The following is a 15009-nucleotide window of genomic DNA, read 5'->3' on the forward strand; positions in this document are numbered from 1 at the left end:
GATTGACACATCGACGATATATCGACAATAGATCTTTGGCAAGGTCCCGAGGCAACCTCCACGTTTCTGCATCCGAGGAACGCGTCGTCGATCGCTCCTGCTCGTTAGAATGACGCGGTCGGCACGAGCTCTCGTGGACGCGCCGAATACAGCGGCCGGCTCGAAAGCGCTCGCTCACGAACGAGGGAGGCCGTGTGGCCGGATCGACGAGGCGACGCGCGACCGTCGTTCTCGGCTGCGTCCTGGCCGTCGTCCTGCTCGCCGGCTCCAACGTTCTCGGCCAGCGAATTTCGGTTCTGATCGACGACGTCGCACAGCTCGCAGGTGGTATCACCGCGACGGTTGTCTGCTGGCGGACGGCGTCGAGAAGGACGGGCTCCGAACGGCAGTGGCGCGTTCTGATGGCCGCAGGAATGGCGTGCTGGAGTGCAGGCATGGCGGTCTGGGCCTTGTATCGATCCGCTCTCGACATGCCGCTGCCGACCGCATCGGTAGCCGACGTCGGGTTCTTTCTCTTCCCGATCTTCGCCGTGCCCGCATTGCTCGCCTTCGTCGGCCTGTCGCCCCGGCGGGCGGCGGCAGGTGCACGCCATGTCTGGGTGATGTCGTTGCTCGACGGGGCCGTCGTCGTCGGGTCACTCTTCGTTCTCTCCTGGGCCACCGTGCTCGGTGCGGTCGTGCACTCGTCGGAATCCGAGTCCATCGAGTTCCTCGTGGCGATCATGTACCCCATCACCGACCTGGTTCTCGTGGCCATGATCGTGCTGCTCGCCGTGATCCCGAAGATCGCGTCGCGGTACCGAACGCAGCTCACCCTGCTCGGTGCCGGGATCCTGATGATGGCGATATCCGACAGCATCTACGCGTACCTCGTGGCCACCGGTGCGGATTTCATGCCGGTTCTCACCGACAGCGGATTCATCGCAGGCACCGCGCTCATCGCTCTCGCGGCCGCCGCCCCGACAACCGTCGACGACGATCCCTCGTCGCTGCACGGATCGGACCCCTCTGAGCGGGCGTACGCCGAGACCGTCACCGGTGAAAGAACACAGTTGCTGTTGCCGTACGCACTCATGGGTGCCATCGGCATCGTGTTGGCGATACTTCGGGTGCAGACCGGGGAGCTGGACTCCACCGTCATCGTGCTCGGGGTGGCCGTGGTGCTGCTCTCGCTCGTGCGCCAGGTGATCACCCTGGTGCAGAACGACAATCTGCTCCGAAGTCTGTCTCGGGCACAGGCCGAGCTTACGTACCGCGCGCACCATGACGGGCTGACCGGGCTGCTCAACCGGTCGTCGTTCGACGAACACCTGCGAGCGGCGGTGCACGACGCCCGAGCGGGCCGGGGCCGCGCCGTCCTGCTGCTGATCGACCTCGACGACTTCAAGAGCGTCAACGACAGATTCGGCCACGGCGGCGGCGATCGGCTCCTGGTCGAACTCGCACGCCGCCTCGACCGATGCGTGGTCGACGGGGTGGTGGCGCGCTTCGGCGGCGATGAGTTCACCGCCCTGGTTCACGCCGACCTCGATACCGGTTGCGCGACGGCTGTCCGCATCGCCGAGGCGATGCGGACAGCACACGAGATCGACGGCCATTCGGTGTCGATCGGCGTGTGCGTGGGAGCCGTGCAGATCGGTCAGGTCGACCGCACACCCGAGGACGACTCCGACGTCCACGACTCCGACACCTCCCACACCTCCGGCGTCGACGAGGACGAGCTGATGCGGCTCGCCGATCGCGCGATGTACAAGGCCAAACACGAGGGCAAGGCCGGCATCTACGCCTACGACACCGCGGGCACACTCCGCGCGGTGTCGAGCGGTTCCGATCAGGCGATTCTGGGCACCAGACCGAAAATGGTTGCAGGCGAACCAGATCCGGACCGGTTGATCGGGCCACCGACCAGAACGTAGGCACCCGTGGCCGGAATCGACTCCAGATTGGTCAGGTTCTCCAGGCTGATCCGACGCCGGTCGTAGAGCTTGACGGACACCGGATAGGTGTCGTCGTTCCCCAGATCGGGTCCGAAGGTGTCGGTACCGAGGGCACCTCTATCGGCGAGCCTGCCCGTGTCGATCAACCACTGCGCCGCCTCCGCGGAGAACCCGGGTTGGTGCGTCACACCGTCCGCGTCCGCGTTGGCGTAGGCATCGGTCCCCCAGCGTGACGCCCATCCGGTCCACAGAATGACAGCCGCCCCTCGCGGAATGGCTCCGTTGACTGCTTCCCAGTTCTGCAGGTCGGCCACCGTCACGGCGTAATCGGCGTCGGCGGCCGCCCGATCACGAATGTCGATCTTCACCGCAGGCAGAAACAGATCCTCCGGATCGAGCTGGTCGGCGGTCAGCCCACCTTCCTGGAAGTGTGCGGGCGCTCCCCAGTGCGTGCCGGTGTGCTCGCCCTCCTTGACGTACTGGAGGTAGAAGCCGTCGTCGGCGACGGTGAACGCCGTCTCGAGCGAGAATTCGGGATCGCCGGGAAAGATCGGGGTGAGCGCCGGATCGTTGATGTGCGACAGCGACACGATCCGGAGCAGTCGGTCCAACGGAACGGCCGGTGTCGGCGGCTGCGCCGAGCCGGTACCGGGCAGAGCGTCGGCGGTGGCGGGTGCCACCAGACGGGCCCCGATCACCACTGCCAAACCTGTTGTCGCACGGCGAAAGAGCTGCCTTCTCTTCATATCCCCGACCCACCTCTCGTCGGCGCCCCGTGCGCCGCCCCGAGGCAACCCTAGGCCACGTCGAGCACGGACGGCAGTATCAACCGATTCGAATCGGGTCTATCTGAACCCGCACTCCACCGCCGAGTTTCTTGGCACTGCGCGACGCCTGAGCGGTGGCCAGCGCACGCGCCAACGCCGCCCCGGTGCTGCGCGGTACGCGTATCAACAGGCGCTGCACATCACCGGGAAGTACGTCCTCACCGCCGCCCGCGGGTGCCCGTTGGCCGTCCGGCAGGTCGACCGGCCCGAGTATTTCCACTGCCTCGGGCAGATCTGCACTCTCCACCAACGCCGTGATCGCATCGGTGGTTCCGTCGATCGCCGCGACGTGCACGGCGGGCGGGAACCGTACCTCGACTCTTTCGTCCAACTGGCTTCGGGCGTGCCACAGTGGATCCCAGCGAACCAGCGCCTGCACCGTGGGTATCTCGGACTCGGCGACGACGACCACGCGGCCACCAGCCGTGCCCGGCCGGACCAAGGCCGCGGCCGTCATCCACCGACGCAGTGTCTCCTCTGCCGCGCGCAGGTCCGCCCGGCCGAGGAGAGCCCAGCCGTCCAGCAAGAGGGCCGCGCCGTACCCGCCGTCGACCGTCGGCTCGGCGCCGACGGTCGACACGACCAGACCGGCACCGGGTTGGACGGCGTCGAGCACGGCGGCGCCTCCCGAGTTGTGTATGGGTACGCCGGGAAATGCCCGTCCCAGTTCCTCGGCGGTGCGGCCCGCGCCGATCACGACTGCACGCAGGTTGCGTGATCCGCACACCGTGCACCGATGCGCGGTGTCGGCGATTCCACACCACGAGCACGTCGGACTGCCGGCTCCGTCGCTTCCAGGGGCGGAGGGCAGAGCCAACGGCCCGTTGCACCGGCGACACCGAGCCGGATGCCGACACTTCGCGCATGCCAGTGACGGCACGTACCCGCCGCGCGGAACTTGCACCAGCACAGGCGAATCGGCCTTCAGTGCAGCGCGCGCAGCCTCGAACGCGATCGCGGGCAACCGGGCGACACGGGCTGCAGGATCCCGCGCGAGCGCATGGTCCGAGTCCGACAAGGCCACCACGTGGGGTTGACGCTCACGGACCAGCTCACGAGGAGCCACCAGGTCGTGTGCCCAACCGGAATCGACGAGAGCTTCCGCCTCCGCCGTCCGCGAATGTCCGCCGATGACGACCGCGGCCCCGGATACGTGCGCTCGGAGCAACGCAACTTCTCTGGCGTGCGGATACGGCGAGCGGGGCTCGGCGAAACTGTCGTCACCGTCGTCCCAGACGGCAATCATGCCCAGAGTGGACACCGGAGCGAACACTGCGCTGCGGGTCCCCACCACGACGACCGGGCCCGATCGCAGACCGCGCAACCATTGCCGATACCGCTTCGCCGGGCCCAATCCGGCCGACAACGCCACCACCCGGTCGGCACCGAGCAGAGCCGTGCAGGCCGCCTCCAGCCGATCGAGGTCTCGCTGATCGGGTACCACCACCACCGCGGATCGACCGCCGGCGACGGTCACCGCAGCGGCCTCCGCCAGCCGCACCGGCCACCGCTCACCGGGCAACGCCTGCCATACCGCCCGCGGTATGCGTCCCGATGCCAACGCGTCGAGGAAGTTCGAGCCGTGGGTGTATACCGACCAGGCTGCCCGGTCGATGGCCGGCTCGACCGGCGGCTCGACGACGGGCGTCTGTTCCGCCTCGACTCGGGCGTGGCGAGCCGGGATCGCCAGACGCAGCACGTCCGCTCTGGTCCCGGCGTACCGATCGGCCACCGCCTCGGCCAGTTCCGCGATCTCCGGGGTCAGAACTCGCTCCGCCGACACCACCCGATCGAGCCAGCCGAGCTTGCCGGAATGCTCGGTCTCGGCCAGTCTGGCCAACACGAAACCGTCGACCAGTCGGCCTGCGAACCGAACCCGAACTCGCACCCCGGGTTGAGCATCACTGCTCATCTCCTCGGAAACGAGGTAGTCGAACTCTCGGTCGAGATGCGGCAGCGGCAACATCGGGAGAATGCGCGCGATCGGAAGATCCGACGCCGCCACCCGCGCTACGCCCGCCACCGCACCTCCTCCTCGATTCTCACCCCACACTCGATGTCGGAGCACCGAGCCGGTGCGAGCAGGGTACGTGCAGAACGGTCGAAGCCGAACTCAGAGTCCGGCAGCCTCGCGGAGCTTGCCTGCGCGATCGGTGGACTCCCACGGAAGATCGATGTCGGTGCGGCCGAAGTGACCGTACGCCGCAGTGGGTGCGTAGATCGGTCGCAGCAGATCCAGATCACGAATGATGGCACCGGGACGCAAGTCGAACACCTCGCTGATCGCCGCCTGAATACGCGCGGGATCGGTCTTCTCGGTGCCGAACGTCTCGACGAACAACCCGACCGGCGCGGCCTTGCCGATGGCGTACGCCACCTGGACCTCGATGCGATCGGCGAGCCCGGCCGCGACAGCGTTCTTCGCGACCCAGCGCATCGCGTACGCGGCGCTGCGGTCGACCTTGGACGGGTCCTTGCCGGAGAACGCACCGCCGCCATGCCGTGCCATGCCGCCGTAGGTGTCGACGATGATCTTGCGACCGGTCAACCCGGCGTCACCCATCGGTCCACCGAGCACGAACTTTCCGGTGGGATTGACCAACAGACGTACATCGGACGTGTCCAGCGTCGGCACGTCCAACTCGGCGAGAACCGACCCGAGCACCTTCTCCCTGATATCGGGAGTGAGCAGGTTGTCGAGATCGATGTCGGCTGCATGCTGGGTCGAGATCACCACGGTGTCGAGGCGAACGGCGTTGTCACCGTCGTATTCGATCGTCACCTGCGTCTTGCCGTCCGGACGCAGGTACGGCAGCACGCCACTCTTGCGGACCTCGGTCAGTCGCCGAGAAAGCCGGTGTGCCAACGCGATCGGCAACGGCATCAGCTCGGGAGTGTCGGTGTTGGCGTACCCGAACATCAACCCCTGATCGCCAGCACCCTGACGGTCGATCTCGTCGTCGGACAGTCCTTCGACTCGGGCCTCGTGCGAATGATCGACGCCCTGAGCAATCTCGGGAGACTGCGCGCCGATCGCGACGTTCACGCCGCACGAATTTCCGTCGAACCCCTTGGCCGACGAGTCGTACCCGATCTCGAGCACCTTCTCGCGCACGATCTTGGGGATGTCGGCATACGCGGTGGTGTTGACCTCACCCGCGACATGCACCTGGCCGGTGGTGACCAGAGTCTCCACGGCCACCCGAGCCCGCGGATCCTCCGTCAACAGAGCATCGAGAATCGAATCGCTGATGGCGTCACAGATCTTGTCGGGATGACCCTCTGTGACGGACTCGCTGGTGAAAAGCCGACTACCGGACTTGCTCACGGACTTCCTCTCGACGCATGTTCCTGCCCGACCCGACGCCTCGCGCCGGTCGGGCACTCCACGAAAATTTGACGTTCCCTCGGTGTTATCGCCCCTGCCGGAGCCAGGCAAACCTCTACGGCACTACACGTGGCGCTCAGCACGGTAACCGGTGCGACATCGATCGTGCACCCTCGCCGCCATCACGGAGTGGACTTCGGTCGAGGACTCCGTGCGTCGAGCATCTGCGCCACCGAATCCAGGACGCGGCTCGCGAGAAGTGCTTTCGAACCCTCACCGAGCGCAGCCTCGGAACCGTCGGATCCGAGCAACCATCCGTCGTTGTGGTCGACCTCGAAGGCCTTGCCGTCACCGACAGCGTTGACCACGAGCAGGTCGCAGCCCTTGCGTTCGAGCTTGGCCCGCGCATACGTCAACACGTCTCCGTCCGCGTCCCCGGTCTCGGCGGCGAATCCGACGATGACCGTCGACGATTCGAGCTCACCGTCGCGGCGAGCCGAGACGAGGCCAGCGAGGATGTCGTCGTTGCGGACCAGCGGGATAGACGACGGCTCGTTCGACCCCTTCTTGATCTTGCTGCCCGCGATGGACTCCGGGCGGAAGTCGGCGACCGCGGCCGCCATCACGACTGCATCGACACCGACGGCACGTTTGCGAACGGCGTCCTGCATGTCCGACGCCGTCTTGACGTGCACGACGTCGACCGCGGCCGGAGCGTCGAGGTCGCTGGTGTATCCGGCGACCAACGTCACCTGGGCTCCGCGTTGCGCAGCCACACGTGCGAGCGCGTATCCCTGCTTGCCGGAGCTTCGATTGCCCAGAAAACGGACCGGGTCGAGAGGCTCACGAGTGCCGCCGGCAGACACCAGAACGTGGCGTCCTTCGAGGTCCCGAGGAAGCGCATCGGCTCGCTCGGTCACGAGCATCGAGAGCGCGAAGATCTCGTCGGGCTCGGGTAGTCGACCCGACCCGGTGTCGCGACCGGTCAGACGCCCCGACGCCGGTTCGATCACGTGCGTACCGCGTGAGCGAAGGGTCGCGACGTTGGTGACCGTGGCGGGGTGCTCCCACATCTCGGTGTGCATCGCGGGAGCCAGGACCACCGGACACCGCGCGGTGAGCAGGGTGGCCGTCAGAAGGTCATCGGCCCGTCCCCCGGCGATGCGGGCCATGAGGTCCGCGGTGGCCGGAGCGACGACGACGAGGTCCGCCTCTTGGCCCAGGCGCACGTGCGGGACTTCCGGCACATCTGCGAAGACCCCGGTGTGCACCGGTTGACCGGACAGCGCCTCGAACGTCGCGCGCCCGACGAACTCCAGAGCGGACGCGGTAGGAATCACCCGTACCTGATGCCCACTCTCGGTGAAACTGCGGATGAGCGAACAACTCTTGTAGGCGGCGATACCTCCGCCGACTCCTACGACAACGTGCAAGTCAGATGTCCTCTGTGAGGTTCTTATTCGCCTTCGGTGTGCTCGAGCAGGTCCGCGTGGATCTCGCGGAGAGCGATCGACAGCGGCTTCTCCTGCAGACCCGGCTCGACCAGCGGTCCCACGTACTCGAGGATGCCGTCACCGAGCTGGTTGTAGTAGTCGTTGATCTGACGCGCACGCTTGGCTGCGTAGATCACGAGGGCATACTTGGACGAGGTGCGGGCGAGCAACTCGTCGATGGGTGGATTGGTGATGCCGAGCGGCGTGTCGTAGGCCGGCAGAGCGCTGCGTCCGTCGAAGTCGGAAACGGCCGCTGAAATGCTGCTCACTGATGATCTCCTGAAATTGCATCGTTGGTGCTACGAACTAGCTGGTCGGGGCCTCGTGCGCCGTGAAACTTGTCAGCTGTTGCCGACCGACGACCTACCGACCAACAAGGATACCAACTGTTCGCACGAATGGTCGACATCGGTATTGACAACCACCGTGTCGAACTCCTCCTGTGCGGCCAATTCCACCCGTGCGGTCTCCAACCTCCGCTCGGTGGCCGCGCTCTCCTCGGTCGCGCGACCGACCAGACGAGAGACCAGGTCGTCCCACGTCGGTGGTGCCATGAACACCAGCAGAGCCTCGGGCTTGGACACCCGCACGGCACGAGCACCGGCCAGATCGAGCTCGAGCAGCACCGGGCTGCCTGCCTCGAGCGCGGCCTCCACGGGTGCGGCCGGAGTCCCCGACCGCTGCAGACCACCATGGATACTCGCCCACTCGAGCAGCTCGTCGTCGGCGATCATCCGATCGAACTCGCCGGCCGACACGAAGTGGTAATCCTGACCGTCCACCTCGCCCGGCCGCGGCGATCGCGTCGTGACCGACACGCTGAAGACCAGCTCGGGAAGCGCCGCGCGCACGAGCCGAACGACACTGGACTTGCCGACGCCGGAGGGGCCGGACAGCACCACCAACCGGCCGCGCTCGTTCTCCGCGACCGATGTCGCCGCAGTGTCATTCACTGTCGTCAGGCCTCGAAATCGAACTTCGTCAACAGCGCCTTGCGCTGCCGATCGCCGAGACCTCGCAGTCGACGGGTGGGCGCGATCTCCAATTCCGTCATCAACTCCGCGGCCTTGACCTTGCCCACCTTCGGCAGGGCCTCGAGCAACGCGGAGACCTTCATCTTTCCGAGAATCTCGTCCGTCTCGGCATCCTCGAGCACTTGCTTGAGATCGGTGCCGCCGCGCTTGAGACGCTCCTTGAGCTCGGCGCGCGCTTTCCTGGCGATCGCTGCCTTCTCGAGGGCAGCGGCACGCTGCTCGGGGGTCAACTGGGGAAGGGCCACTGTCGGTTCCTCCGTCTTCTCGTTCTGGGCGATACGACGCACACGATCGCTGTCGGCACGTCGATCATCGGTGTTCCACTGCCACCGGCCGCGGTCATCGGCGCTCCGCACTGGCGATCCGCGCTGTTCGTCGGCAGCGCTAGCGACCGTACCGACGACTCGCGTTCACCGCTAACTCGCCCCCGAGTGCCGGAGCGCAGCAGCATCGACTATGCAAGACCGGCTTCGATCTCGTCGCGCAACCGCATCGCCGCGTCACGCAATGCCGTCACCGACGGGCCTGCCGCCAGCACACCCCGAGAGGAGTTGGGGAGCAACAGCTCACGCGACTCGCGGAAGATCTCCGCTAGATCGGCAACCGTCGCTCCCTGTGCACCCAGACCCGGGGCGAGGATGGGCCCGGTGTAGTTCGACAGATCGAGACCATGATCACGAGTGGCACCGACGACCAACCCCACGGTGTCGGCATCGAGGCGATTACGCGCCGCCGCCGCGTCGACGATCGACTGACCCACCGACCCGCCGTTCGACGTCGCCGCCTGCTGCAGGGCCGAGCCCTCCGCATTCGAGGTTCGAGCCAGCACGAACACACCGCGCTGATGTTGCACCGCTCGGTCGACCGTCTCCCCCAGCGAATCGAAGCCCAGGTACGGCGACACCGTGACGGCGTCCGAGGACAACGGAGACGCGGGGTCCAGCCAAGCCTGTGCGTATGCATCCATCGTGGTGCCGATGTCGCCGCGCTTCGCATCGGCGATCACCAGGGTGCCCGCGTCCCTGAGCACACTGACAGTGCGTTCGAGCACCGCGTACCCGGCAGATCCGTACGCCTCGAAGAACGCCACCTGAGGCTTGACGATCGCCACCTCACCGACGAACGCCTCGACACACAGCTCGGCGAACACCTCGAGACCGTCCGCCGAGCGTGGCAACTCCCACGCCTCGAGCAGAGCCGGATGCGGATCGATACCGACACACAGTCGACCGCGCGCCGCGACCGCGGCCCGAAGCCTGCCCGACCAACTGCGATCGTGCGTCATTCCACTCCCCGCCCCTCGGGTCGTTCCGCAGGCTCCACTCCCAGCCCCTCGGGTCGTTCCGCAGGCTCCACTCCCAGCCCCTCGGGTCGTTCCGCAGGCTCCACTCCCAGCCCCTCGGGTCGTTCCGCAGGCTCCACTCCCAGTCCCTGCTTCAGACCCGCATGCAGATCCTGCAGCGAGCGAACACCGATTCCGCCGGCGATACCGGCTTCGATGCCCTGCACCGCTGCCGACGCGCCCTGCACCGTGGTGATGCACGGAATGTTCTGCGCCACCGCGGCGCTCCGGATCTCGTACCCGTCGACGCGGGGGCCGGAGTTGCCGTACGGAGTATTGATCACCATGGCGATGTCACCGGCGAGTATCCGGTCGACGATGGTCCGCTCCCCCTCCGGCACGTCCTCGCCGGACTGCTTGTACACCTGCTCACATGTGATTCCGTTGCGTCGCAATACATCTGCGGTGCCCTCGGTCGCCAGAATCGTGAAGCCCAGATCCGCCAGTCGCTTCACCGGGAAGATCAGTGATCGCTTGTCCTTGTTGGCCACCGACACGAACACCGCGCCGCCCGTGGGCAACGAGCCGTACGCGGCGGTCTGACTCTTGGCGAAAGCGGTGCCGAAATCGAAGTCGATTCCCATCACCTCGCCGGTGGACTTCATCTCCGGGCTGAGCAGAGTGTCCACTCCGGTTCCGTCCGCGCGACGGAACCGGTTGAACGGCAACACCGCTTCCTTGACCGCGATCGGGGCGCCGGCCGGAACGGTGCCACCGTCCCCGGTCTCGGGCAGGATGCCTGCGGTCCGCAGCTCGGCGATGCTCTCCCCCAGCATCACTCGGGCGCAGGCCTTTGCGAGCTGTACGGCCGTCGCCTTGGAGACGAACGGAACAGTCCGGCTCGCACGCGGGTTGGCCTCGAGGACGTACAGGATGTCGTCCTTGAGTGCGTACTGCACGTTGAGCAGGCCGCGCACGCCGATGCCCTTCGCGAGAGCCTCGGTGGACCGGCGGACGTTCTCGATGTCGGTCTTGCCGAGCGTGATCGGCGGCAACGCGCACGCCGAGTCGCCGGAGTGGATACCGGCCTCCTCGATGTGTTCCATGATGCCGCCGATGTAGACCTCGCTACCGTCGCACAGTGCATCGACGTCGATCTCGACTGCATCTTCGAGGAATCGGTCTACCAGTACCGGACGGTCGTCCGAGATCTCCGTCGCGTTGGAGATGTACGTCGCGAGCGAGGCCTCGTCGTACACGATCTCCATGCCGCGTCCGCCGAGAACGTAGGACGGACGCACCAGCACCGGGTAACCGATTCCCGCGGCGATCTCACGAGCTCCGTCGAACGTCGTCGCGGTGCCGTACTTCGCTGCCGGCAGTCCGGCTGCGTCGAGCACCTTGCCGAATTCGCCCCGGTCCTCGGCGAGGTCGATGGCCTCGGGCGACGTTCCGACGATCGGGACGCCTGCGGCCTTCAGTCGCTTGGCGAGTCCGAGCGGGGTCTGTCCGCCGAGCTGGACGATGACGCCCCGCACCGTGCCCGACGCCGCCTCGGCCCGGTACACCTCGAGGACGTCCTCGAAGGTCAGTGGCTCGAAGTACAGGCGGTCTGCGGTGTCGTAGTCGGTGGAGACGGTTTCGGGGTTGCAGTTGACCATCACCGTCTCGTAGCCGGCTTCGGACAGTGTCTGCGCTGCGTGCACACAGCTGTAGTCGAATTCGATGCCCTGACCGATGCGGTTGGGACCCGAGCCGAGGATGAGCACCTTGGGGCGGTCCGGCTGCGGGGCCACTTCCGATTCGGCCTCGGGGTCGAGCTCGTAGGTGCCGTAGTGGTACGGGGTCTTGGCCTCGAACTCGGCAGCGCAGGTGTCGACCGTCTTGTAGACCGGATGCACACCGAGCTCGGTACGCAGCGCCCGCACACCGTCCTCACCGTCGAGTTCGGGACGCAGAGCCGCGATCTGGCGGTCGGACAGACCGTGATACTTCGCCTGCCGCAGCAGCGCCTCGTCGAATTCGGCCGCCTCGCGAACCTGAACGCCGAGTTCGTGGATCTGCTGGAACTGATCCAGGAACCACGGGTCGATCTTGGTCGCCTCGAAGAGCTGCTCGAGGGTGGCGCCCATCGCGAACGCCTTCTCGATTCCGTACATCCGACCGTCCTGAGGAACGGATAGGTCCTGCAACAGCGCGTCGAGGCTCTCGGCCTCGACCTCGGGGCCGGTCCAGTAACCCGCGCGCTTGGTTTCGAGCGAACGCATCACCTTGCCGAAGGCCTCGGTGAAGTTGCGGCCGATCGACATCGCCTCACCGACGGACTTCATCGTCGTGGTCAGCGTGCCGTCGGCACCGGGGAACTTCTCGAACGCGAACCGCGGTGCCTTGACGACCACGTAGTCCAGGGTCGGCTCGAAGCAGGCCGGGGTCTCGCGGGTGATGTCGTTGACGATCTCGTCGAGGGTGTAACCGATGGCCAGCTTGGCGGCCATCTTCGCGATCGGGTAACCGGTCGCCTTCGAAGCCAGCGCCGACGAGCGAGACACCCGCGGGTTCATCTCGATGACGACGAGACGCCCGTCCGCCGGGTCCATCGCGAACTGGATGTTGCAGCCGCCGGTATCGACGCCCACCTCACGCAGGATGTCGATGGAGAGGTCGCGCATCTTCTGGTATTCGCGGTCGGTCAGCGTCATGGCCGGGGCGACGGTCACCGAGTCGCCGGTGTGCACGCCCACGGGGTCCACGTTCTCGATGGAACACACGATGACCACGTTGTCGCGGCCGTCGCGCATCAGCTCGAGCTCGTATTCCTTCCAGCCGAGGATGGACTCCTCGATGAGGACGTTCGCCGTCGGCGAGGCCGCCAGCCCGCCGCCCGCGATCCGGGTCAGGTCCTCGTCGTTGTAGGCCAGTCCCGAACCGAGACCGCCCATGGTGAACGACGGCCGGACCACGACCGGGAAGCCGAGCTCGGCGACGGTCTCGCGGACCTCGTCCATCGTGTAGCAGACGGCAGACTTCGCGGACTCGCCACCGACCTTGGCGACGATGTCCTTGAACTTCTGCCGATCCTCGCCGCGCTGGATGGCGTCGAAGTCGGCACCGATCAGCTCGACGCCGTACTTGGTGAGAATTCCCTGATCGTGCAGTGCGACAGCGGCATTGAGCGCCGTCTGTCCACCGAGGGTGGCGAGCACGGCCTGGATGGGATGACCCTGCTCGGCTTCGCGGGCGAAGATCTTCTCGATGAATTCCGCCGTGATCGGCTCGACGTAGGTGGCGTCGGCGAACTCGGGGTCGGTCATGATCGTCGCGGGGTTGGAGTTGACGAGGCTGACACGCAGTCCTTCCTCGCGCAGCACTCGGCAGGCCTGGGTGCCGGAGTAGTCGAACTCACAGGCCTGACCGATGACGATCGGGCCGGATCCGATGACCAGGACGTGGTTCAGGTCTGTGCGGCGTGGCATTACTTCTTCTCCTGAAGGACGCTGGTGAAACGGTCGAAGAGGTAGGCGGCGTCGTGTGGACCGGCCGCGGCCTCGGGGTGGTACTGCACGGAGAAGGCGCTGCCGCCGATCAACTCGACGCCCTCGACGGTGCCGTCGTTGGCGCAGGTATGGCTGATGCGGGCTCGGCCGAAGTCGGTGTCGAACTCCTCGCCCGCTTCGCCTTCGAGTGCGAATCCGTGGTTCTGCGCGGTGATCGCGATACGGCCGGTGGTGTGCTCGATGACCGGGATGTTCATGCCGCGGTGGCCGAACTTCATCTTGTAGGTGCCACGGCCCAGTGCGCGTCCGAAGATCTGGTTGCCGAAGCAGATACCGAACAGCGGAAGCTCACGTTCGAGTACCTGCCTGGTCAACGCGACGCTGGTGTCGGCCGTGGCCGGGTCGCCTGGTCCGTTGGACAGGAAGACGCCGTCCGGGTTCAGTTCCAGAACCTGCTCGATGGTGGTGTTCGAGGGCACCACGTGCACGCGGATGCCGCGCTCGGCGAACATCCGCGGAGTGTTGGTCTTGATACCGAGATCGACTGCGACGACGGTGAATCGAGCATCGCCGGCCGGCTCGATGGTGTAGCCGGCTCCGGTGGTCACCTCGCCGGCGAGGTCCGCACCGAGCATCGACGGCTGACCGACCACCTGCTCGAGCATCTCGTCCGAGGTGCCGAGTGCGTCGCCGGAGAACACTCCCGCTCGCATCGAGCCGCGGGTGCGCAGGTGCCGTACGAGGGCGCGCGTGTCGATTCCGGCGATGCCCACGACGTTCTGGGCCTCGAGCTGATCCTGCAGAGTTCCGGTCGAGCGCCAACTCGAGGTGCGGCGCGCCGGATCTCGCACGACGTAGCCGGCGACCCAGATCTTGTTGGGATCCTGGGCGCTGGCGGCTTCACCGTCCTCTTGGTTCCAGCCGGTGTTACCGATCTGGGGCGCGGTCGCGACGACGATCTGTCGGTGATAGCTCGGGTCGGTGAGGGTCTCCTGGTACCCGGTCATTCCGGTGCAGAACACGGCCTCCCCGAGGGTGCGCCCCTGTGCGCCGAATGTGGTGCCGCGGAATGTCCGGCCGTCCTCCAGAACAAGAACTGCGCTGCTCACGCGGTTTCCTCCTTGGTTTCTCCGGTGGAACTCGCTGTCCACACCGGGTAGATCTGCTTGTCGTCGGCCCGGAAGCCGGTGTCTATCTCGGTCCCCGTCGGGAGCTCCCAGCGAATGACCAGGAGCCCGTCCTTGGTCATGACCTTGCCTGCCAACCCGCGTTCGGTGCGGATCGCGCGGATCGATTCCGTCGGAATCCAGATGGGAGATTCTCCGTCTCGATCGAGCAGAATGCCCTTCTCGTATCGCGACAGTTCACCGGTGGCGCGGTGGCCGATGTCTCCGACGGCGATGCGGTCCTGCCAGCTCGGCGCGATGGTGCTGCCGACGTACAGGCCGGTGCTGGGCTCGATGTGGGTGGCACCCAGGTTCTCGGGCACGCCGGGGAAGTCACCGATTCGCTCTTCCTGGCGCTTCTGCCGTCCTCGCCAACCCCAGAAGATCAGCGCGATCATCAGCGCCCAGAACAGGATGAATCCGATGACGATGAGAACTCTGTCCACGG

The 15009-nt window shown here is 66.3% G+C and carries 11 protein-coding genes and 1 pseudogene; 1 reads left to right on the forward strand and 11 read right to left on the reverse strand.

Annotated elements, in window-relative coordinates:
• Window positions 1-194 precede the first annotated feature (194 nt).
• Complete coding sequence (locus tag AYK61_RS04335) at window positions 195-1916, forward strand: GGDEF domain-containing protein (protein ID WP_121869941.1); 1722 nt, start codon at window positions 195-197, stop codon at window positions 1914-1916.
• Here AYK61_RS04335 and AYK61_RS04340 read toward each other — a convergent pair.
• From AYK61_RS04340 to AYK61_RS04390, 11 genes and pseudogenes are all read right to left on the reverse strand, one after another.
• Entirely contained in the window at window positions 1832-2683 is an 852-nt protein-coding gene (locus AYK61_RS04340) for a cyclase family protein (RefSeq protein ID WP_121869942.1), read from the reverse strand. The genes AYK61_RS04335 and AYK61_RS04340 overlap by 85 nt on opposite strands.
• Window positions 2684-2762: 79 nt before the next feature.
• Entirely contained in the window at window positions 2763-4730 is a 1968-nt protein-coding gene (locus tag AYK61_RS04345) for a primosomal protein N' (protein WP_183130402.1), read from the reverse strand.
• 147 nt (window positions 4731-4877) lie between these two features.
• The gene (gene metK, locus AYK61_RS04350; protein WP_032397994.1) at window positions 4878-6092 is read right to left on the reverse strand and encodes a methionine adenosyltransferase; all 1215 of its coding nucleotides are present in this window, start codon (window positions 6090-6092) and stop codon (window positions 4878-4880) included.
• A 182-nt stretch (window positions 6093-6274) separates the two neighbouring features.
• Window positions 6275-7525 carry a bifunctional phosphopantothenoylcysteine decarboxylase/phosphopantothenate--cysteine ligase CoaBC gene (gene coaBC / locus AYK61_RS04355; protein WP_121869943.1) on the reverse strand — a complete coding sequence of 417 codons (1251 nt, stop codon included), beginning with the start codon at window positions 7523-7525 and terminating at the stop codon, window positions 6275-6277.
• A gap of 23 nt (window positions 7526-7548) precedes the next feature.
• Entirely contained in the window at window positions 7549-7854 is a 306-nt protein-coding gene (rpoZ, locus tag AYK61_RS04360; RefSeq protein ID WP_032377808.1) for a DNA-directed RNA polymerase subunit omega, read from the reverse strand.
• A 72-nt stretch (window positions 7855-7926) separates the two neighbouring features.
• Window positions 7927-8538, reverse strand: coding sequence for a guanylate kinase (gene gmk / locus AYK61_RS04365; protein ID WP_121869944.1), 612 nt, complete (start codon window positions 8536-8538; stop codon window positions 7927-7929).
• Window positions 8539-8543: 5 nt separating this feature from the next.
• Window positions 8544-8864 carry an integration host factor, actinobacterial type gene (gene mihF, locus AYK61_RS04370; RefSeq protein WP_045199768.1) on the reverse strand — a complete coding sequence of 107 codons (321 nt, stop codon included), beginning with the start codon at window positions 8862-8864 and terminating at the stop codon, window positions 8544-8546.
• A gap of 209 nt (window positions 8865-9073) precedes the next feature.
• A complete protein-coding gene (gene pyrF, locus AYK61_RS04375; protein WP_121869945.1) occupies window positions 9074-9904 on the reverse strand; it encodes an orotidine-5'-phosphate decarboxylase in 831 nt (276 codons plus the stop codon).
• Between the two features lie 146 nt (window positions 9905-10050).
• Window positions 10051-13374 (reverse strand): annotated as a pseudogene (gene carB, locus AYK61_RS04380) (carbamoyl-phosphate synthase large subunit); the annotation flags it as partial.
• Window positions 13374-14504 carry a glutamine-hydrolyzing carbamoyl-phosphate synthase small subunit gene (carA, locus tag AYK61_RS04385; RefSeq protein ID WP_121869946.1) on the reverse strand — a complete coding sequence of 377 codons (1131 nt, stop codon included), beginning with the start codon at window positions 14502-14504 and terminating at the stop codon, window positions 13374-13376. The pseudogene carB and the gene carA, both read right to left, overlap by 1 nt.
• Complete coding sequence (locus AYK61_RS04390; protein ID WP_121869947.1) at window positions 14501-15007, reverse strand: transporter; 507 nt, start codon at window positions 15005-15007, stop codon at window positions 14501-14503. The genes carA and AYK61_RS04390 overlap by 4 nt, the downstream gene beginning before the upstream one ends.
• Window positions 15008-15009: the final 2 nt, after the last annotated feature.

This window comes from Rhodococcus sp. SBT000017 (assembly GCF_003688915.1).
GTDB lineage: Bacteria > Actinomycetota > Actinomycetes > Mycobacteriales > Mycobacteriaceae > Rhodococcoides.